This window comes from Jiulongibacter sediminis, assembly GCF_001306455.1.
Classification (GTDB): domain Bacteria; phylum Bacteroidota; class Bacteroidia; order Cytophagales; family Spirosomataceae; genus Jiulongibacter; species Jiulongibacter sediminis.
Genome location: NZ_LGTQ01000012.1, coordinates 110,499 through 131,099 on the forward strand (window position 1 = coordinate 110,499; position 20,601 = coordinate 131,099).

21 protein-coding genes and 1 tRNA gene are annotated in these 20,601 nt (G+C 40.9%); 10 read left to right on the plus strand and 12 right to left on the minus strand.

The annotated features are described in order from the left end of the window. The first annotated feature begins 340 nt into the window (after positions 1-340). A complete protein-coding gene (locus tag AFM12_RS15395) occupies positions 341-1,933 on the plus strand; it encodes a peptide chain release factor 3 (RefSeq protein WP_055149832.1) in 1,593 nt (530 codons plus the stop codon). Here the strand turns inward: AFM12_RS15395 and AFM12_RS15400 are convergent. From AFM12_RS15400 to tsaE, 3 genes are read right to left on the minus strand one after another with little or no spacing between them, the layout of a single operon-like run. Continuing rightward, positions 1,930-2,334 carry a hypothetical protein gene (locus AFM12_RS15400; RefSeq protein ID WP_055149835.1) on the minus strand — a complete coding sequence of 135 codons (405 nt, stop codon included), beginning with the start codon at positions 2,332-2,334 and terminating at the stop codon, positions 1,930-1,932. The genes AFM12_RS15395 and AFM12_RS15400 overlap by 4 nt on opposite strands. A gap of 12 nt (positions 2,335-2,346) precedes the next feature. Further along, positions 2,347-3,555, minus strand: a complete 1,209-nt coding sequence (locus AFM12_RS15405) for an alanine dehydrogenase (RefSeq protein ID WP_055149838.1) — start codon at positions 3,553-3,555, stop codon at positions 2,347-2,349. After that, entirely contained in the window at positions 3,555-3,983 is a 429-nt protein-coding gene (tsaE, locus tag AFM12_RS15410) for a tRNA (adenosine(37)-N6)-threonylcarbamoyltransferase complex ATPase subunit type 1 TsaE (RefSeq protein ID WP_055149841.1), read from the minus strand. The genes AFM12_RS15405 and tsaE overlap by 1 nt, the downstream gene beginning before the upstream one ends. Positions 3,984-4,125: 142 nt before the next feature. Between tsaE and AFM12_RS15415 the strand changes: the two genes are divergently transcribed. The 3 genes from AFM12_RS15415 to AFM12_RS15425 are packed head-to-tail and all read left to right on the plus strand — an operon-like array spanning position 4,126 to position 7,992. Continuing rightward, the gene (locus AFM12_RS15415; protein ID WP_055149843.1) at positions 4,126-5,961 is read left to right on the plus strand and encodes a penicillin-binding transpeptidase domain-containing protein; all 1,836 of its coding nucleotides are present in this window, start codon (positions 4,126-4,128) and stop codon (positions 5,959-5,961) included. Between the two features lie 3 nt (positions 5,962-5,964). Beyond that, a complete protein-coding gene (gene rodA / locus AFM12_RS15420) occupies positions 5,965-7,239 on the plus strand; it encodes a rod shape-determining protein RodA (protein WP_055149846.1) in 1,275 nt (424 codons plus the stop codon). Positions 7,240-7,290: 51 nt separating this feature from the next. Then, positions 7,291-7,992 carry an SAM-dependent methyltransferase gene (locus AFM12_RS15425; RefSeq protein WP_055149849.1) on the plus strand — a complete coding sequence of 234 codons (702 nt, stop codon included), beginning with the start codon at positions 7,291-7,293 and terminating at the stop codon, positions 7,990-7,992. On the opposite strand, the gene aat is transcribed toward AFM12_RS15425, so the two are convergent. Together aat and pyrR are read right to left on the minus strand one after the other, a co-directional pair. Then, a complete protein-coding gene (gene aat / locus AFM12_RS15430; RefSeq protein WP_055149852.1) occupies positions 7,989-8,576 on the minus strand; it encodes a leucyl/phenylalanyl-tRNA--protein transferase in 588 nt (195 codons plus the stop codon). The two genes, AFM12_RS15425 and aat, sit on opposite strands and share 4 nt — an antisense overlap. Next, a complete protein-coding gene (pyrR, locus tag AFM12_RS15435; RefSeq protein ID WP_055149855.1) occupies positions 8,576-9,115 on the minus strand; it encodes a bifunctional pyr operon transcriptional regulator/uracil phosphoribosyltransferase PyrR in 540 nt (179 codons plus the stop codon). The genes aat and pyrR overlap by 1 nt, the downstream gene beginning before the upstream one ends. A 269-nt stretch (positions 9,116-9,384) precedes the next feature. On the opposite strand from pyrR, the gene pth reads away from it, so the two are divergent. The 3 genes from pth (at position 9,385) to AFM12_RS15450 (ending at position 11,174) form a co-directional block, all read left to right on the plus strand. After that, positions 9,385-9,942, plus strand: a complete 558-nt coding sequence (gene pth / locus AFM12_RS15440) for an aminoacyl-tRNA hydrolase (protein ID WP_055149859.1) — start codon at positions 9,385-9,387, stop codon at positions 9,940-9,942. 250 nt (positions 9,943-10,192) lie between these two features. Beyond that, positions 10,193-10,657, plus strand: coding sequence for a hypothetical protein (locus AFM12_RS15445; protein WP_131458400.1), 465 nt, complete (start codon positions 10,193-10,195; stop codon positions 10,655-10,657). A 443-nt stretch (positions 10,658-11,100) separates the two neighbouring features. After that, positions 11,101-11,174: transfer RNA gene (locus tag AFM12_RS15450), tRNA-Asp, on the plus strand. A 46-nt stretch (positions 11,175-11,220) separates the two neighbouring features. Here the strand turns inward: AFM12_RS15450 and AFM12_RS15455 are convergent. Next, a complete protein-coding gene (locus AFM12_RS15455; protein ID WP_165492356.1) occupies positions 11,221-11,949 on the minus strand; it encodes a cupin domain-containing protein in 729 nt (242 codons plus the stop codon). A gap of 233 nt (positions 11,950-12,182) precedes the next feature. On the opposite strand from AFM12_RS15455, the gene AFM12_RS15460 reads away from it, so the two are divergent. Beyond that, the gene (locus AFM12_RS15460; protein WP_055149868.1) at positions 12,183-13,280 is read left to right on the plus strand and encodes a Nif3-like dinuclear metal center hexameric protein; all 1,098 of its coding nucleotides are present in this window, start codon (positions 12,183-12,185) and stop codon (positions 13,278-13,280) included. Positions 13,281-13,327: 47 nt separating this feature from the next. Next, positions 13,328-14,074 carry a zinc ribbon domain-containing protein gene (locus tag AFM12_RS15465; RefSeq protein WP_055149871.1) on the plus strand — a complete coding sequence of 249 codons (747 nt, stop codon included), beginning with the start codon at positions 13,328-13,330 and terminating at the stop codon, positions 14,072-14,074. 41 nt (positions 14,075-14,115) lie between these two features. Here the strand turns inward: AFM12_RS15465 and AFM12_RS15470 are convergent, their stop codons facing one another. The 4 genes from AFM12_RS15470 to AFM12_RS15485 all read right to left on the minus strand — a co-directional run bounded on the left by AFM12_RS15470 (position 14,116) and on the right by AFM12_RS15485 (position 18,295). After that, positions 14,116-15,042, minus strand: coding sequence for a DMT family transporter (locus AFM12_RS15470; protein ID WP_229308518.1), 927 nt, complete (start codon positions 15,040-15,042; stop codon positions 14,116-14,118). 17 nt (positions 15,043-15,059) lie between these two features. Then, on the minus strand, positions 15,060-16,349 hold the full coding sequence (metK, locus tag AFM12_RS15475) for a methionine adenosyltransferase (RefSeq protein WP_055149874.1): 1,290 nt from the start codon (positions 16,347-16,349) through the stop codon (positions 15,060-15,062). 294 nt (positions 16,350-16,643) lie between these two features. Continuing rightward, positions 16,644-17,513: a lipoyl synthase gene (gene lipA / locus AFM12_RS15480; RefSeq protein ID WP_055149878.1), complete on the minus strand. Its 870-nt coding sequence runs from the start codon at positions 17,511-17,513 to the stop codon at positions 16,644-16,646. A gap of 2 nt (positions 17,514-17,515) precedes the next feature. Next, positions 17,516-18,295: a hypothetical protein gene (locus AFM12_RS15485; protein WP_055149881.1), complete on the minus strand. Its 780-nt coding sequence runs from the start codon at positions 18,293-18,295 to the stop codon at positions 17,516-17,518. Between the two features lie 135 nt (positions 18,296-18,430). Here AFM12_RS15485 and xerD point away from each other — a divergent pair, with 135 nt between their 5' ends. Next, positions 18,431-19,321 carry a site-specific tyrosine recombinase XerD gene (xerD, locus tag AFM12_RS15490; RefSeq protein ID WP_055149884.1) on the plus strand — a complete coding sequence of 297 codons (891 nt, stop codon included), beginning with the start codon at positions 18,431-18,433 and terminating at the stop codon, positions 19,319-19,321. Here xerD and AFM12_RS15495 read toward each other — a convergent pair. After that, positions 19,318-20,040 carry an alpha/beta fold hydrolase gene (locus AFM12_RS15495; RefSeq protein WP_055149887.1) on the minus strand — a complete coding sequence of 241 codons (723 nt, stop codon included), beginning with the start codon at positions 20,038-20,040 and terminating at the stop codon, positions 19,318-19,320. The genes xerD and AFM12_RS15495 overlap by 4 nt on opposite strands. Next, positions 20,037-20,597 (minus strand): hypothetical protein, encoded by a 561-nt coding sequence (locus tag AFM12_RS15500; protein WP_055149890.1) that lies wholly within the window; start codon positions 20,595-20,597, stop codon positions 20,037-20,039. Before AFM12_RS15500 ends, AFM12_RS15495 begins: the two co-directional genes overlap by 4 nt. Between the last annotated feature and the right edge of the window lie 4 nt (positions 20,598-20,601).

Below are 20,601 nucleotides of genomic sequence, written 5' to 3' on the forward strand. Positions count from 1 at the left end.
CAGAAAGCTTTTGTCTTTACAAAGAAAGACACGCAAACGACCTAAAAGATTGTGCTAGAGCTGCTTTTATCATTTTAAAGTAGATAAATCCATACAGTCTGTCGATTTAAAAAGCGAATCGTCGACAAAACAGAATTCTTTGAAAAGTTCAATAATTGCTCTACCTTAAAATAGATAATTTCTTCTGAATTTTATCCCAAATCGACTGATCTCAACATATTCTCGACGGATAAGACGATCCCCATTATAAGTGACTTGACCTTTCGTTTGTTTGACAGCTTTCATCAGCCATAGATTTCTTGTAGTTTTGCAGCCCCTTTTATGGGATAAAGTTTACACTATGAGTTTTCAATCTGAACTGAAGCGAAGACGAACCTTCGCCATTATTGCTCACCCCGATGCGGGTAAAACCACATTGACCGAAAAGCTGTTGCTTTTTGGAGGAGCCATTCAGACGGCCGGTGCCGTGAAGTCAAACAAGATTAAGAAATCAACAACTTCTGACTTCATGGAAATTGAGAAGCAGAGAGGTATCTCAGTGGCCACCTCCGTAATGACTTTTGAGTATAATAATCTTAAGATCAACATTCTCGACACACCGGGTCATAAAGATTTTGCTGAAGATACCTATCGTACTCTTACGGCTGTTGATAGTGTAATTCTGGTTATCGACTGTGTAAAAGGTGTGGAGGAGCAAACCGAAAAGCTTATGGAGGTTTGCCGCATGAGAGATACTCCCGTGATCATTTTTGTTAATAAAATGGATCGCGAAGGAAAAGCACCTTTCGACTTATTGGACGAACTGGAGCAGAAACTAAACATTGGTGTAAGACCTATCACCTGGCCCGTCAATGGTGGACGCGACTTCAAGGGTGTATATCACCTACTAGAAAAGAAAATGAATTTTTTCGCGGTCAACAAAACGAAGCTTGAGGAAGACATTTTTGAGTATGATATTGATTCGGAGGAACTGAGGTCAAAAATTGGCAACAAAGACGCTGAACAGTTACAGGAAGATGTTGAGTTGATTGAAGGTGTTTATGAAGAGTTTGATAACAAAACATACCTCAGAGGAGAAATTGCTCCGGTTTTCTTTGGGAGTGCGGTTAGTAATTTTGGGGTAATGGAACTTCTTAATACCTTTTGTGACGTTTCTCCATTACCTATTTCACGAGAAACGAATGTCAGGGTAGTAGAACCTACAGAGCCAAAATTCTCCGGCTTTGTTTTTAAGATTCATGCAAATATTGATCCTCGTCACCGAGATAGAATCGCTTTTCTGAGGGTTTGTAGTGGCACTTTTGAACGATCAAAATTCTACGAACATGTAAGACTTGACAAAAAACTGCGTTTCTCAAACCCATATATGTTTATGGCTGACAGCAAAAATGTTGTAGAAGAGGCCTACCCTGGTGATGTGGTTGGTTTATATGATACCGGAAATTTCAAGATCGGGGATACATTAACTGAAGGGGAAGAACTTCAGTTTACAGGAATCCCGAGCTTTTCACCAGAGCTTTTCCGTGAGGTTATCAATGCTGACCCTATGAAAACCAAGCAACTGGAAAAAGGAGTGCAGCAGTTATCAGAAGAAGGTGTAGCTCAGCTATTTACTATGCAACCAGGAAACCGTAAGATTATAGGTACAGTGGGTGAGCTTCAGTTTGAAGTTATTCAGCACAGGCTACTTCATGAATATGGTGCCAAATGCCGTTTTGAAGCAAAACCTTATTCTAAAGCCTGCTGGCTCACGAGCGAAAACCCAGAAGCCCTTGCAGAGTTCATTCGTCTGAAAAATAACTTCATCGCTTATGATAAAGACGAAAATCCGGTGTTTCTCGCCGAAACGGACTGGATTCTAAGAATGAATAAGGAAAACAACCCTGAAATTACATTCCACACTACCTCTGAGTTTAAGGTAAAGGAAGATTAATCTTCCGGATAAGGCACGTATACAAAACTGACGAACTTGCCATCCATTACGAAAAGGCAGCAGTACTCTTCGGGGTCTTTGTAATTCTCTTTAAAAAGAGCTTCAGATTCAGACCCGATGAGCTCTCTCTGAAGAAACTCTTCGAGCATGGAAGCTTTGTATTCGTATCGGGTTTTAAAATCATCCTTGAAGAAAAGTGTATTTCCCAAGGGCACCTCATCCACAGCCGCCACAAATACAGGAAATTGACTGAAACCCCTGCTTTTAATTTGATACGAGGCTTCTTTCAGATTATCACAGACTTTCAGAAAGTCTTCAGTGATCACCCCCATTTTCTTCTGATCTAACTCCGGTGAGTTAGCGTCATCAAGAATTGTATTTTCGTTCGAATGATTAATCATAATTTCATCATTTTAAATTCGGGCGGCCAACAGCAGCCTCAAATCTCTGAATCTCAAATCAAACTTCTTTGAGATATATTGATGGGTAATATTCCCTTTGAAAGAATAAACGGCTTTAAGAAACCATTGGTTCGTCAAAATCATTTCATCCACGCCGCCAATATTGCCCATTTTTATCAACAAAGGCGTGAAAATATTGCTCAAACTATAACTGGCCGTATTACTCACCCTTGAGGCAATATTGGGCACAGCATAATGGATCACACCATGCTTTTTAAAGACAGGGTCCTTGTGGTTCGTTAGTTCACTGGTTTCTATACACCCGCCTTGATCTATCGCCACATCCACGATCACGGCATTATCTTTCATCTCCTTTACCATCTCTTCAGTGACCACCATAGGGGTAAACCCTTTTTCCGATCGTAAAGCGGCTACCACCACATCGGCCTCTTTGAGAGCCTTAGGTAAATTTTGAGAATCTATAATGGAAGTATAAAAACTTCTTCCTAAAGCATACCTTAAACGCTGCAGCCGATAAAGGTGTAAGTCAAAAACCTTAATCTCGGCACCGAGCCCCAAAGCAGTTCTTGCCGCAAACTCCGCAACAGTTCCGGCTCCCAAAATAACAACAGATGTTGGCGGTACACCATCAATACCACCGAGTAGGGTCGATTGCCCCCGGCTCAAAAACTCGGAAGCAATCATGATGGAAGAGCTACCTGCAATTTCACTCATGGCTCTTACTACTGAGTAATTACCCGCTTTATCCTGAACAGATTCAAAAGCCAGAGCTGTGATACGTTTCCGAACCAGATTTTCAAAATAACCTTTATCACGTCCTCTGAATTGCAAGGCAGAAATCAAAGTGGATCCTGGTTTCATGAGCTCAATTTCACCCTCGGTTGGCGGGTCAATTTTGAGAACAATGTCGGCTTTCAAAGCCTCATCAGGCGAATAAATAATTTTGGCCCCTGCCTTTTGATACTCAGCATCGGTAAAATTAGCACCGGCTCCGGCACCTTTTTCTACGATTAATTCATGACCGTTTTTGACCAAAACAGAAACAGCATCAGGTGTAAGTACAATTCTCTTTTCAAGCTCTGATTGTTCCTTTGGCAAGCCAATAACCAATTGTTTTGACTCTTTTGAGACCATGGAAGGCTGCTCTTGGGGCTCCAGAACTGATTGATATTTTCCCGCTTTTGAGATACTCTCACCCATTATTTAACAATTTTCGCTATCAGTTTTCTTTTGTTTTGACCCAAGGCCGAAATATTGATTTCAAGTTGTGGAACCGGAAGTAATTCTTCTATTACCTGAGGCCACTCAATTAAACAAAGCTGATCAGAATACAAATATTCTTCAATTCCAAAATCTAATGCTTCCTCTGCTTTTTTTAGGCGATAGCAATCAAAGTGATAAAGCTCATCACCTGCGTCAGTCTGGTAAACATTAACAATAGCGAAAGTTGGACTTTGTACTACATCATTGACTCCAAACTTCCTGCAAACCTCCTTAATCAGGGTTGTTTTACCAGCACCTAAATTACCCAGAAATTTCCAAATGGTAACGTCCCCGGCGAAGCTCAAAAGCTCCCCAGCCACTACTGATAGGTCATCAAGGGTGTATTCTATGATAAAGTCTGCCATTGTGCGGCAAAAATACCATAATTCACTGAATTCTTCGTTTCCTATAAAGCAGATAAAAATTCATCAAAAAGCCTATACCATTTGGGTTTAAGCTCCATTTTTTCAGAACTTTGCGTTAAAATCTCCTCCTCCTCAAAAAAGCATGTTAGAAAGCAGAAAGCAAGTCATCCTATTTTTCTTTTTCACCATTGGAATCATCTACATTTCCAGACTTTTTTATATTCAGATTTTAGATCCCAAATACAAATCCTTTGAAGTAACCAATGCGATAAAGAGAGAAATTGAGGTTCCACTAAGAGGACAGATTTACGACAGAAACGGCAAACTCCTGGTTCAAAACAGGGAAGTTTATAATATGTATGTCACCCCTCGGGAGGTTGAGGATCTTGACACCACCCGATTCTGTAGAGTTTTCAATATCACAAGAGGCTATTTTGACAGCACAATGAATGACGCTATCAGTTATTCAAAAAACAGAGCATCTTTATTTCTCCGTCAGCTGTCCAAAGAAGAATTTGCCAGAGTTGCAGATGCTATGGTTAATTTCAAAGGCTTCAGTTTTGAGCAGTCCTTCTTCAGAACATATCCCGGCCATACACTGGCCAATGCATTGGGCTATATTGCTGAAATCCCGAAAGAAACCTACGATAACCAGGAAACACCTTATTATCGAAAAGGAGACTATATCGGACTTACGGGTATTGAGAAAGAATATGAAAATGAACTCCGGGGAACCCGCGGGATAAAGTTCAAGCTCATGGATGTTCATGGGGCGGACAAAGGTTCGTACGAAAACGGTAAATTCGACACCACCGCTGTAGTTGGTAGTGACCTTTACTCTTCCATTGATATGGAACTCCAACAGCTTGCCGATAGTCTCTTTCAGGGAAAAGTAGGCTCCATAGTGGCGATAGAACCAAAAACGGGTGAAATTCTCGTCATGGGCTCTTACCCTACTTATGACCCTAATCTACTTTCAGGCAAGGCTTTCTCAGAAAATTACCTCAATCTGATCAAAGACCCTGACAAACCTACTTTCAACAGAGCCATAAGCTCATTTTACAGACCAGGCTCTACCTTTAAGTTGGTGCAGGCAGTGGTGGGTCAGCAGCAGGGCGTAATAGATCCACGAACTTCATTCATAGGCTCCTATTCTCCAATGGGCTGTCACGGTCACGGCAATCACCATATGGCAAACCTGAATAATGCAGTTCAGTTTAGCTGCAACCCATATTTCTATAATGTTTTTAGGAAAATCATCAATAACTCTGAGCACGACAGCCCATTCCTCGCTGCACGTGAGGGGCTAGATCGTTGGCATAATATGGTCGGACGATTTGGATTTGGTAGAAAGTTGGGTATTGATCTACCAGGTGAAAAAAGTCAACTACTTCCTGATATTGCACTTTACGATAAGTACTACGGCGAAAACGGCTGGAAGTTTTCAAATATTTACTCAGTTTCCATTGGAGAAGGAGAAGTTGCCACTGATGTTTTAAAACTGGCAAACATGGCCGCGATATTGGCCAATAAGGGTTATTACATTACGCCACACCTGATCAAAGGAATCGGCTCAGAAAATTCAGGTGTACGAAAAGAATTACTGGAGGTCCACCAAACAGGAGTTCAACCTCAACACTTTTCTGCTATTTATGACGGGATGCAAAGGGTAATTGAAGCAGGCACTGCCCGAAGAGCGTATATTGAAGATATTCCAATCCTGGGCAAAACGGGAACATCACAGAATCGAAAAGGGCCTGATCATGGTATTTTCATTGCTTTTGCTCCAAGAGAAAATCCACAGATTGCAATAGCTGCAGTCGTAGAAAACGGTATATGGGGTGGTAGTTCAGCTGGTCCGATATGCTCACTAATTATTGAAAAATTCATCAAAGGAAAAATAGAAAGACGTGCTTTTGCCGAACAGGTGAAAAATACACGTTTTGTTACAGTAGCTGCTTCAAAGGCTGCCAGATAATCAATGGCAAACGAAATCAACATCAGACGCGGGATCGACTGGGTAACCGTACTTTTATACCTGTCATTAGTTCTCATTGGCTATTTCAATATTTACGCCGCCGTATATAACCCCGAGAACCCTATCGCCATTTTTTCTCTTGACCATAGTGCAGGTCGCCAGCTCATGTTTTTAGGTCTGGCTACTATCCTGGTCACTTTCATTCTCTTTATAGATTATAAAGTTTATGACAGCTTTGCCTATATTTTCTATGGATTTATGATCTTGCTGCTTATTGCCACTATCTTTCTTGGTAGCGATATAAAAGGATCCAAATCCTGGATTAAGCTGGGGAGCTTCTCTTTACAACCTGCAGAGTTTGCCAAACTGGTCACGGCCTTAGCTCTGTCCAAATACCTGAGCTCCCAGACAGTCAACCTTAAAAGGTTTAGCGACCTCTGGAAAGCAGCAGCTTTAATTCTGATACCTCCGGTGATCATTATCCTTCAGAAAGAGACCGGTTCTGCACTCACTTTTGCCATTTTTCTCGTGGTTCTTTACCGTGAAGGTCTCCCGGGAATCTACCCTGCTTTATCACTGGCTTTCGTGGTTCTTCTAATCCTCTCGCTGCTCTATTCAAAGTGGTATATCCTCATAGGCCTCGTTGTCTTAGCAGTCATTTTCTACTACTTTATTTTGGCAAAAAGAGACCGAAAGCGGCAAAATGTGATTCGTATTGCGGGTATAGTATTACTCTTTAGCACCTTCACCATGGGTGTTGACTTTTTTGTCAATAAAGTTCTGCAACCTCACCAGCAAAAAAGAATTAAAATACTGGTAGACCCTGATGCTGACCCTTTGGGAGCGGGCTGGAACGTTACTCAGTCGAAAATTGCCATTGGTTCTGGCGGATTTACTGGCAAAGGTTATCTTAAGGGGACTCAAACAAAATTTGACTTTGTGCCGGAGCAATCGACCGATTTCATTTTTTGTACCATTGGTGAGGAATGGGGTTTTATGGGCAGCCTCGTCCTGATCGGCCTTTATCTGGCTTTTCTGGCCCGAATACTCTATCTCGCAGAATTGCAGCGGGATAAGTTCGCCCGGGTTTACGGCTATTGTGTGGCTTCCATTATCTTTTTTCACCTCCTGGTTAATATTGGAATGACCATAGGGCTAATGCCGGTTATAGGTATTCCGCTACCTTTAGTCAGTTATGGAGGTTCTTCTTTGTGGTCATTCACAATATTAATATTTGTATTTCTCAAGCTGGATGCCCATCGTAGCTATAAGGTATAATTGAAACTATTATTATTTCTGAAATTATTTTTATTTCAATAATATTTGAAAATGAATTTTAAACTGTATCTTTTACCCACGGTTCTGGCCCCAGAAACACAATACAAAACGCTTTCGCCCGAAGTTATTGAGAAAATAAAGGAGTTGAATATCTTTTTCGTCGAGAACCTAAAAACGGCCAGGAGGTTCATTTCAAGCTTAAAGTTGGGAAAGGTAATTGATGAAATCACCTTTTATGAACTCACGAAAAACTCAAACTTTGACGAAACCTTTGAGATCATAAGTCAACTACCCGAAGACGCCGGAATACTCTCTGAAGCCGGTTGCCCCGGCATCGCTGATCCCGGAGCTTTGGCGGTGGATATTGCTCATCAGCTTGATATAGAGGTCATTCCTCTGGTAGGACCTTCATCCATCTTACTCGCCCTCATGGCTTCCGGTTTTAATGGTCAGAGCTTTGCCTTTCATGGCTATCTGCCGATTGACAAAAAGGAAAGGGCTCGTCGTGTTAAAGAACTGGAACGGTTGGCCCTTACCAGCGGCCAAACACAGCTTTTCATGGAAACACCCTACCGGAACAACCAAATGTTAGATACGATTGTCAAAACCTGTAACCCTAATACCAAACTCAGTATTTCAGCAAACCTGACTGGAGAAGGTGCAATCTCAAAAACTATGCGTATTGAAAAATGGAAACAGGCTAAAAATATTGACCTCCATAAAAAGCCGGCAATTTTTGGATTTGGTAGTTAAAGCTCGAACCGGCAGCTCGTTTGAAGAGCCTCTATCAGGCGGGCCTCATACACCGCTTTGGGAATCTCAATAGCTCCATACCGCTCCACATTGTCATTCATGAATTGAGTATCCAATAATTGGAAGTTGTTTTTCCGAAGAACCTCGATCAAATAATGGAAAGCAACTTTTGAAGCATTTGACTTCTCAAAAAACATTGATTCTCCAAAAAAAGCAGCACCAAGTGCCACTCCATAAAGCCCACCAACCAACTCATTTTCAAAATAGGCTTCCACAGAGTGAGCAAGACCAATTTCATGAAGATCACAATATGCCCTAATGATTTCCTCTGAAATCCAGGTTTCATCGCCAGCAAAGCGAGGCCGGGCACAGCACCGCATCACCTCTTTAAAGCATGTATCCAGCTTAATTTCAAAGACTTTTTGATTAATAACAGGGCGTAAAGACCGAGATGGCTTATAATTGCCTATCGGAATTATGGCCCGAGGATCAGGAGCATACCAGTAAATCTGACCCGAGGCCTCCGCCATCGGAAAAGCTCCGTTGGCGTAACCCTGCAAAAGCATTTCGGCATTCAGCTGCATTAGTCCATCAACCAGACTTTATCGGTTTTAAAGCCTTGCTCCTGCCACTCCACCAGTACCTTCTGGGATTTTTGAGTATTCACCTTACGGCCTGTATAATCGGGCTGAATCGGAATATCTCGCCTGTAAGACCGGTCGATCAAACAAAGAAGCTCAACTTTGTTAGGCCTACCGAAAGCCTGCATAGCGTCTAAAGCTGCCCTTACTGTACGGCCTGTAGCCAGAACGTCATCAATAAGTATGACTTTCTTATTCTCAATTACAAAATCAATATCAGTACTATTCGGAGTCAGAATAGAATCTCGTCTCCTGAAGTCATCTCTAAAAAATGTGGCGTCTAATTTTCCATGATCAACTTTATAACCCAATATTTCCTCCAGTACTTTCACAATTCGTTTAGCCAGAAAAATGCCACGGGGCTGCAATCCAATCACCACAGAATTTCTCATGTCCCCATTATTTTCAATAATCTCCTGAGCCAAACGGGCGAGTATGACATCTAATAGTGGCTGACTGAGTATTAATCTTTTCTTGTTCATCTATCTTATCAGATACCTAGCAAAAGTATTGACTTCTACCAAAATAGACTAGTGGACCTTCAATTATTGAGTTTCCAAAACCGAAACTATTTGAGACTTTTGGCGTGACTTTTATTGAAATTGCTATAATTGAACACTTTTGAAACAAACCTTTGCGGATACAAAATAAAACTGACACCATTAAATTAATCAAAAAACAAAGGAGAATTATTGTTTAAAGCAGTAAAGGCCCAGTATGAGGCCATTAATAATAAACAGAAAAGAAGCACATGAAATATTTGATAGTTGGCCTTGGGAATATCGGGCCGAAATATGCTTTTACTCGTCACAATGTTGGCTTTATGGCACTTGACCGTCTGGCCGCTATCGAAGGTTTGACCTTTTCTTTGGAAAAGCAAGCATACCATACCGAGTGGAAAATAAAGGGCCGCAGTATTCACCTGATCAAACCTACAACTTATATGAATCTATCAGGTAAATCTTTAGCCCATTATATGACTAAACTTAATATCCCTCGGGAGAATGTTCTCGTTATTGTAGACGATCTTGCACTTCCCGTTGCTAAGTTACGATTAAAGCCCAAAGGCTCTTCTGCAGGCCATAACGGATTAAAGGATATTGAAAGCACCCTTCAAACTCAGGAATACGCTCGCTTAAAGATTGGGATTGGAGACGACTACCCAAAAGGAAGACAGGTAGACTATGTTCTTGGAAATTTCGCTGAAGATGAAATGATTCAAATCATCCAAAAGCTTGATAAAGTAAAAGAGATCATTTTGGCCTTTTGCACTATTGGAATAAACAAAACTATGAATTCATATAATTAATAATTGTATTATTATAAGAATTTATCCACCTCCTAGAAAAAAATACTTTAGTTAATAAAATATTTTAATAACAATATTTTATTCCTCATTTAGCTAAAAAATAATACACCTTGATGTATTAATATTTGCAAATAATTCAAAAAGTAAAATATTGTTCCGACAAACGTCTTCTTTGAAATTTGTCAAAAAACTTAAAAGCTGACATATTTGTATCGTAATCAAACAGAGGAAATAAAACGATTCCACGAATATGTCACAAAAATTAGTTACTTTTGCAATTGTACTTTCAACATTGATCTCGGGAGTGGGATCTGCGAAAGCTGAAGACTCAGTTAGAGTTAATAATACGATATACCTTTCAGCCGGTCCTGATTTCAACTTTAAAGTTTTCATGAACAAGAAGGCCAAAAGGTTTATTAAGAAGAATGATGAAGCCTGGGCTACATTTAACAACGTAGTTCGCTTATATAACGACTCAACAGGCCAGTTCCTTTTGATGTCAGAAGACGAGAAGGCAGATTTCTATGAGGCTGTAGCCACAATCAACAGCAAGCTTAGCAACATGAGAAACGAAGACGCTCAAATTTGGCTAAAGAAAGTAGACGTAACCGAAAAGGTATTTGCTTTCTTATGGGAAAACAAAACCGAGAACAAGCCATTTGAAGAGCTTTACGAACTACCAACGATAAGCGTGGAGCCTACGGTAGGTAGATAAAAAAAATAAGAACATTAGATTTTCATAGTTTAATAGGTTAGGGTTGAATAGTAAAGCCGTCTTGCATTGCGAGTCGGCTTTTTTCTTACACCCTCTGACGGAAAACAAATTGCAGGAATCGAGACCACGAATTCAGCTCACCATTCCCCCGGCCCCTACTCATAGTTTAATAGTTGGGCGGGACACGTAGTCCTGAATAGTAAAGCCGTCTGCATTGCGAGTCGGCTTTTTTCTATTAAAATCATACCTAACTACAAAGCCCCATAAGATGGGTATACACGAAGCTATATCACTCACTATAAATGATTAAAACAAATCGACACATTAGCCGACCAAATAGACACAAAAAAAAGTCAAAAAATCTTCGACTCAATTATTGACTCTAAAAAATATACATCTATCTTTGCATCCACATTTGAGAAAGCGAGTCTCAAACACTGAAAGGTCTGGTAGTTCAGTTGGTTAGAATACCTGCCTGTCACGCAGGGGGTCGCGGGTTCGAGTCCCGTCCAGACCGCAAAAGCCTTGGATTTCTCCAAGGCTTTTTTTATTTTTTCTTCTTATCAAAACCAACGAAAAGCAAAATACTCGCAAGGCTCATCCAACTTGTTTTTGATCCCATGCGTTTGACCAGATTTGATGAAATAAAAATCTCCGGCTTTAGCGTCAATCTCCTCTCCATCTAGAACCAAAGTCGTTTCACCTTCAGTGATTAGAATAATTTCAGTATCGACATGGGAATGCGGATCATGGCTTGACCCTTTATGATCAAGACGGGTAACATGCATTTCAAACTTTTCACACATTGCTGTCGGACGGTCAAAATAGGCGATTCTTCCCCCTTTTACCGTCTTCTCCAGCACTAGTTGATCCCGACTCAGAAACATGGCTCCTCCGGCCTCTACTCCCCTTTCCACATCCATTGGCTTTTTAGACCTGAACATCATAACATAATAGGCCAGAGGCCCGTCTCCCACATTCTCCATTGATTGCTCCACTAAAGGCGGTATCAGCACCACACTTCCTGCACCTAGTGTCCTACTTTCACCATCCATGGTCATCTTCATCAGACCCTCTTTAACAATAATAACCTCCTCAATATTTTCCTGAGTGTGCGGAGGAGCAGGTTTGGCACCAGCCTGTTGCGTGGTTGTATGAATCTCCAGATATTCAAAGTGTGGAGAACTGCCTTCCATAAACCGTTTTCCTGCCCGCATTTGACCAGACTTAAAAGTTAAGTCTTCCCAAACATAAAGACCTGAGGCTACTTCAGCCGTTTGAGCCTTACTCATAAATCCGGAAGTTAAAATGCAAAACACACAAAACCATTTTTCATTTTTCATTTCAATTAGGTTGATTTTCAATTACGACTGCTATAACTAAAATAGTGGTTTACAATTCAATCACCATCAACTGACTTTCAAAATAGCACTGACAAAGGACAGAAATACCTTATCTGTAGAGATTATTACAATAGTAATTACCTTCACATTCGAAATAGTATTTTTACAAAAAACCTCAACATATGCGAATAGCGGATCTGACTAACTTTCTTGAAAGCTGGGCACCACTCTCCTATCAGGAATCCTACGACAATGCCGGCCTTATCACAGGCAACCCAAATGACGAAATTACAGGTGTTCTGGTAAGCCTTGATTGCGTTGAAAACGTCATCGAGGAAGCGATTGAGAAAAAATGCAATGTTATTGTGGCTCACCACCCCATCATTTTCAAAGGGTTAAAAAAAATCACAGGCAAAACTTATGTAGAGCGAACCATCATCCAGGCCATTAAAAACGATATTGCCATTTACGCTATCCATACAAATCTTGATAACATCAAAGGAGGAGTTAACTTTAAGATTTCAGAGAAACTTGGCCTGCAAAACCCAAGAATATTGGCAGAAAAAACCGATCAACTCATGAAATTGACGGTTTTTGTGCCGACACCACAAACAGGTCCTTTACTGGACGCTCTGTATGCCGCAGGAGCCGGAGATATTGGCAATTACAGCAATTGCAGTTTCAGAACAGAGGGCAAAGGCACTTTCAAGGCAAATCAGCAGGCCGACCCCACCATTGGAAAAAGAGGCATTTATGAGGAAGTCAACGAAAATAGAATTGAGGTTATCTTCCCGGCTCATTTGAAAAAAAAGGTGCTCCGCGGAATGCGAGAAGGACACATTTATGAAGAAATCGCTTATTACCTCTCTGTTCTTGAGAACCCTTTACAGACTGTCGGCTCGGGAATTATCGGCGAACTTGAAGAGGAACTAGAATCGATGGATTTTCTTCAGAAAGTAAAAGAAAATCTCAATGTGAGCGTCATAAGGTATACTGATATTATAAAGCCTAAAATCAAAAAAGTTGCCGTTTGCGGAGGAGCGGGTGGCTTTCTATTACCTCAGGCCATTGGCCAAAAGGCCGACATTTTCATAACCGCTGATTATAAGTATCATGAGTACTTTGATGCCGATGGTAAAATTATCATTGCGGACGTCGGACATTATGAAAGTGAACAGTTCACAAAAGAGCTGATCAGGGATGAAATATTGAAAAAATTCACTACTTTTGCGACCTATTTATCGGAGGTAAAAACCAACCCGATTAATTATTTGTTTTAAAATATAGGCCGCCTGCGGCATTCACCAAATAGCTTTAAACGAAGTTTATGGAATTAACAATAGCTGATAAACTGGAATCTCTTGTAAAACTTCAGGAAATTGATTCAAGACTTGACGAGCTCAGAAAGCTTCGTGGAGACCTTCCTGAAGAGGTTAAAGACCTGGAAGATGAGGTGACAGGTATTGAGAAAAGAATCTCAAGATTTCAATCTGAAGTAGATTCACTCAATGAGGAAATTGAACACCAGAAGCAAAACAAGAAAGATTCTGATAAGTTGATCCTTAAATACAAAGATCAACAGATGAATGTGCGTAATAATCGTGAATATGACGCCATCTCAAAAGAACTGGAACTTCAGGAGCTTGAAATTCAATTAGCCGATAAGAGAATTAGAGAAACTGAATATAAAATCAAAACCAAAGAGCAGGATATTGAGGAAACTCAATCAAAGCTTGACGCGAGAAAAGAGGTTTTGGAGCAAAAAAGAAAAGAACTTGACAAGCTTATCGTAGAAAGCCAGGAAGAAGAAGAAAAACTTTTGAAGTCAAGTGCAAGACAAGCTAAGAAAGTAGAGGAAAGATTGCTTAAGGCTTACACTAAAATTCGTGGCGGTGCTAAGAACGGCCTTGCGGTTGTTGCTATTGATCGTGGAGCTTGCGGTGGATGTTTTAACGTAGTTCCTCCTCAGATTCAGGCTGACGTTATGGAAAAATTAAAAATCATCGTTTGTGAGCATTGCGGAAGAATTCTTGCTGATGCAGACTCAATCAAAGTTCACAGAAAAAGAAAATAAGAAGAGAAAAAGCTCTTTTAAATATGAAAAGGCAAGCCCCATCAGGCTTGTCTTTTTTTATACTGTCCTATATAAAGTGCCGCCATCACCACGATTAATCCACCCAATGTAAAGAGCGTGAAAGGCTCGTGAAGTATAAAATAGGCATACGCAAACCCAAAAATCGGGCACAGGAATAGAAATAATGAGGCCTTGACCGTATCAGTGGAAAGAAGCCACAACCATAAATACACGGCTAACCCGGAGATGGGCAAACCAAGCCATAAAGCTGATAACCCAAAATCCATATCATAGCTATTTAGACCTCGATCATAAAAAAACAAAGTCACCGGCAGAAGAAAAAGAGCTCCGAAAAATGCCTGCCAACCATTAATGGTCAGCTTCGTCAGACTCCATTTTACTGAGCTGTAATAAATAGCTGCAGAAGAATAAGCAAGCGTACTTAAACCTAAAAGGAAAAGCCCTTTCGGCGAAGCGTAGGCATTGCCCAGCAAAGGGTAAACAGCCAGAACAACTCCCGTTAGACCTAACACCAAAGCCAGTACTTCATTTGATTTTACTTTTCTGCCTGCTGCAACGGCTGATAGCACACTAATCACCAATGGATTCACACCAACCTGCAAAGCTCCGATTCCGGCAGCAACTTCATGAATTGCTAACGCAAACAACCCAAGGGCTACGGTAACATTTAACAATCCGAAAATAGCCAGCTGTAGCCATTCTTTGCCCTGGGGTCTCCTGCCTTTCAAAAAGAGATAAGACAAAACCAACAAACACAAGGCTGCCAGCATAAAACGTACCTGATAAAGCACCAGCGGCTGTACTGAGACCATTCCTAATTTTGCCGCCACAGAGGCAGATGACCAAATCATAGCGAATAAAACGCCGAGCAAATAGAATCGTGCTGATGACATTATGGCAAAAGTGAAAACAAAAAAGCTCACAGCCAAAAGACTGTGAGCTTCCATTATAATTCAATTCGTTTTTATAGACCAAAGGCTTGTTTTACCTGATCAATATAATCAAGCTTCTCCCAGGTAAACAACTCAACCTCCTGCTCTACTTTTTGACCAGCGTTTTCAAAAACTTTGGTCACTGTTTGAGGTTCACGCCCCATGTGTCCATAGGCAGCCGTTTCAGAGTATATTGGAGTTCTTAATTTCAATCTCTGCTCAATAGCATATGGTCTCATATCAAAAATACGCTCGACAATCTTAGCTATCTCACCATCTTTCATTTTCTTACCATCTGCACCCTTCACTTTTGCCGTACCATAAGTATCTACAAAAATACCACAAGGTTTAGCCACACCAATAGCATAAGAAACCTGAACTAATACCTCAGAAGCAACACCTGCCGCTACAAGGTTTTTAGCGATATGACGAGTAGCATAAGCCGCCGAACGGTCAACTTTTGATGGGTCTTTTCCGGAAAAAGCTCCACCACCATGAGCACCTTTTCCGCCGTAAGTATCAACAATGATCTTTCTTCCAGTAAGACCGGTATCGCCATGAGGCCCACCGATTACAAATTTACCGGTAGGGTTAATGTGATATTGAATCTGGTCATTGAAAAGCTTTTTAAGACTCGGCTTCAATTTCTTCTTTACTCTAGGTATCACATAGTTGATAATATCCGACTTGATTTTTGCCAACATCTCCTCATCCTCAGCGAAATCATCGTGCTGAGTAGAAACTACGATGGTATCAATTCTTTGTGGCTTGTTACTATCAGAGTACTCAATAGTTACCTGAGCCTTGGCATCAGGTCTAAGATATTTGATCCTTTTATTTTCACGCCTTACATCAGCCAGTTCCTGAAGAATTTTGTGAGATAAATCCAATGCCAACGGCATGTAATTATCTGTTTCTACGGTAGCATAGCCAAACATCATTCCCTGATCACCAGCACCCTGTGCATTCGCTTTGGCTTCAAAACCGTCATCCGATTTTCTGTCAACACCCTGATTTATATCCGCTGATTGCTCATGAATAGCAGAAATAACTCCGCAAGAGTTGGCCTCAAACATGTAATCAGCCTTTGTATAACCGATTTTCATGATCACATCTCTCGCAATAGTTTGTACATCAAGATATGTATTGGTGTTAACCTCTCCGGCAAGTACTACCTGACCTGTGGTTACCAAGGTTTCACAAGCAACTTTAGAATTAGGGTCAAAAGCTAAGAAGTGATCAATCAGAGCGTCAGAAATCTGGTCAGCAACTTTATCAGGGTGTCCTTCTGAAACAGACTCGGAGGTGAATAAATATGGCATGTTTACTTATTGTTAGTAGAAATACGTTTTTTAAATGTTCCCATTATTAGTGCCAAATTTCACCAACCGCCTTCTTTTACAGGAAATGAGGAAAAAGACACTTTCTTGCATGGCAAAAATGCGAATTATTTACGAATACTCTAAAAAGAGGTTAAATTTTCTTCAGACGTTTTCACTACCAGATGTTTTATCTACAAAAAGTCAAAATTGCAGATAATTGAAAACTGTGGTTTCGAATAAAAATAATATGACCCTATGTCGAAAAAAAAGCCCGGCAAACCAGGCTCAATATCTTTAAACATTCACATGTCTCTCCGAATGGTAAGACGACCTTACCAAAGGGCCGGACTCAACGTACTTCAAACCCCTTTTCAAACCTTCCTCCCTAAACAGATCAAAAAGATCAGGATGAATAAACTCAATCACCTCATGATGCATTTTGGTCGGCTGAAGGTATTGACCCAAAGTCAGAATATCACAACCATTCTCTACCAGATCATCCATGGCTTTAAAAACCTCCTCTTTGGTTTCTCCTAAACCCAGCATAATACCGGTCTTGGTTCTTTTCCCAAATTCCTTAGTTCTTCTGATTTGCTCGAGACTTCTAGCGTATTTCGCCTGAGGGCGTACAGGTCTGTAGAGCCTTTCAACCGTTTCTACATTATGAGAAACTACTTCCTGACCCGCCGAAATCATTCTGTATAGAGCTTCCCAGTTCCCCTTGGTGTCCGGGATCAACGTTTCAATCGTAGTGGAAGGTGAAAGCTCTTTGGTTTTAACCACCGTCTGATACCATATTTCAGCCCCTCTATCCTTTAGCTCATCCCTGTTTACCGAGGTCAGAACGGCATGCTTCACACCCATAGTTTTTATAGCCTCAGCAACACGTTGGGGTTCATCTTTATCATACTCCGTTGGTCGGCCAGTGGCCACTGCACAGAAAGTACAGCTTCGGGTACAAACATTCCCTAAAATCATAAAAGTGGCTGTACCCTCACCCCAGCACTCACCCATGTTTGGGCAGTTACCAGATTGACAAATTGTATGAAGGTTATTTTGATCTACTACCTCCCGAACTTTCCTATAGTTTTCTCCGATTGGTAATTTTACACGTAGCCAATCAGGCCTTTTGGCTCTGGCCGGCTTATCTTTTGCCTCTACCATTCTTATTTTTTGATTAATCTTTTGTTTCCGAAATACAAAGTTAGGTATGCCGTGGCATAAGCCTTTGCATTCGTAGAAAGTTTTGGAGAAATAATTTCAGGCTCTCTGGTAAAGAGCTCAAGAGTAGTGCCCAATTCAAACCCGGTAATATTATCGCCAAAAGTACTCATATCTATACTCGTTGCAGCTTTAATATGAATACCGGGATTGATCTTTGAATTATTCAAAAAGCCCTGCCAGATACTACTGGAACCCCTTATACTGTTATAATCTGTATGGATGTCAGGATCGTACTGAGTAAGTATTGCCGCCTCACCAGCGTCTCTTCCATATTTGATATAATAGGGCTTTTGAATACCAATAGAAGGCCCGACAGCCAAAATCCCGCTCAATCCAATACTCGAGTCTCCATTCTTTTTGAAGAAATACCACTCACGACCGTACTCAGGCCTGACCACAAAAAAATAGTTTGTTTTACCAAAAATAAATTTCGCTCCCAGAGCCGGGTTTGAGCTCGTACTTTCTTTCGGATGTTTCAGGTTCACCGCTTCAAGTGCTATGTATCTGTGAACCGGTAGCCTCCTGTCTGTATTTATAGGAGTAGAGCTTCTAAAAACAAGCCCCCCTAAAATTCCTGAATGGGTGTTTGTAGTGACACCATATGCAAAATACTTTGAGTCCATCTGATCAGACTCCTCTGTTGAAGAATCTCCCAGCTGCCCCCTGGCACTCGCAAATGCGAAAAACGCAATCAGAAAGAAGTAGACCTTGCTTTTAGTCATAAAGATTATCGAAGAGATAAATATAGATTTAATAGCTTAACAGTCCTAGTCAATTATTTTTTTCTAAGTTTATCAGTTTAGTTAGTAACGGATTTAGGGCCAAAAAGATTTATTTTACTCCAACAAATTCTTGTTTTGCAAAACTGGGACTTCTACATCAAAGAATTTAAGAATTACCTCAAACTGGAGAGAGGTCTTTCAGAGAATAGCATTGAAGCTTATGAAAGAGATGCTATTAAGCTCAAAAACTTCAGCCGAAAAGCAGCACCAGTGCAAATTGACAGTGACGACTTAAGTCTTATTCTCAATGAGCTGAATGATATGGAGATAGCACCAACATCGCAGGCTCGGATGCTCAGCGGCTGGAAAGCCTTCTACAGATTTCTTCTCCTTGAAGAACACCTCAGCATCGACCCAACTGAGCTATTGGAAAGTCCAAGGACTCGAAGAAAAATACCTGAGGTATTACATTTCCATGAGATAGAGCAAATGCTTGAAGCCATTGACCACTCCACCGATGAAGGAACCCGGAACCGGGCCATTTTAGAAACAATGTACAGCTGTGGACTCAGGGTATCAGAACTTACATCTCTTCGGCTAAGTGACTGCCATTTTGAGGAAGGCTACATTCAGGTGACCGGAAAAGGGGAGAAAACAAGGCTTATTCCTATTGGAGGGCAGGCCATAAAATTCACAGAAATCTACCTAAAAAGTATCCGAAATTTTCAAGAGGCAAAACCGGAGGCGGAAGACATTCTTTTTCTCAATCGAAGAGGTGGCCAGCTAAGCAGGGTCATGATATTTATGATTATCAAAGACCTGGCCACCAAAGCCGGAATTAAAAAGGAGGTATCACCGCATACTTTTCGACATAGTTTTGCGACACACCTGATTGAAGGTGGAGCAGATTTACGGGCCGTACAGGAAATGCTTGGCCATGCCAGTATTACCACAACGGAGATTTACACTCACCTTGACAGAGCCTATCTTCAGCAAACTATTCAGCAGTTTCATCCAAGAGCCTAACGAAAGCAGCTTTCCAGAAAATCTCTTGTAATGCCGGCACAGCTATGCGGTGCTTCCATCATACCGGCATGGGCAACGTGATCAAGAATTAAAATATAAGGCATTGACAGCAGTTCAAGTTGAGCCATTGAATCTTCAAAAGGGATGAACTTATCTTCCTTACCAACAATAAACATCACAGGCATTCTGAGCTTTTTGAGAACAGAACTCCTGTCTGGTCGAGACTTCATAGCCATTGTGGCCTGAATGAGGGCCTCTTCAGGTAGTTTTTTATTGTCGTCTAATTGTTGACGGATGTAGACCCCGTTTTTTCTTTTGAAGGTCTCATTGTACATATTTGGGAGAAAACCTTCAATAAATGCAGCAGTGCCTTTCCTTTTTATAAAGGCAGCCGTTTTATCCCGAGTTTTTTGTTTCTCTTCAGAATCGGCATAGGCGGTGGAGTGAAACAAGCCCAGCCCCGCAAGGTACTCGGCATGCTTTTCAGCATATGCTAAAGAAATGTACCCACCCATGGAATGCCCTATCAATACAAAACGCGTGATTTTACGTTCTTCAATTTCAGAGTGAACCCATTGTGCATATTGATCAATAGTTTGACAAAACGCAATTTTTGAGTAATCAAGGGTTATAAAATTATAATTGTCAGGCAGCATGGGTAAAAAAGTATCCCATATGTCGGCATTTTCGCCAAAGCCATGCAACAGAACTACGTTCATCTATTCTTTTGAAAAGGGTTCCTAATTTTCCTCCTTCTTTTACGAAAGAGCTTTTTGAGACCAAAAATTAGGAATAAAATTGAAGCTACCCCAAACAAGAGAACCAAAGTCTGCAATTTTAATACAGCCATTACCACTGCTATCACCAGAAAAACAGTCCCGATAAGCAGATTTGCTCCAAACTGCCTCCAAAACTTCCTCCGTTTCTTTTTCTTCTTTTCCTTTTCTTTCAATTTCTGCTTTGAAGGCTCTGGCCCTTGCTGAAATTGCTCACTTTTAAGCTTAACCGAAAAAGCCGGAATGTGCACTTCTTTGTCTTTTAGCTTTAATTCTGGAAAATAGGTTTTGACCTTTTCAATCTTTGGAGCAGACTTAACCGGAACCACTTCAAGTTTAGGCTCTTTTTTGATAAGCTCAGGTAGTTTTAGCTTCAATTTCTTTTCAGGCATCCTGTAATTAACAGCTACCGGAGCATGAAAATAAGCCTGCTGAGTCCTACAAGAGGCGAAAAGAAAACTTATTATAATTAGAAAGCTTACGGGTTTCAGGTTAGGCATATAA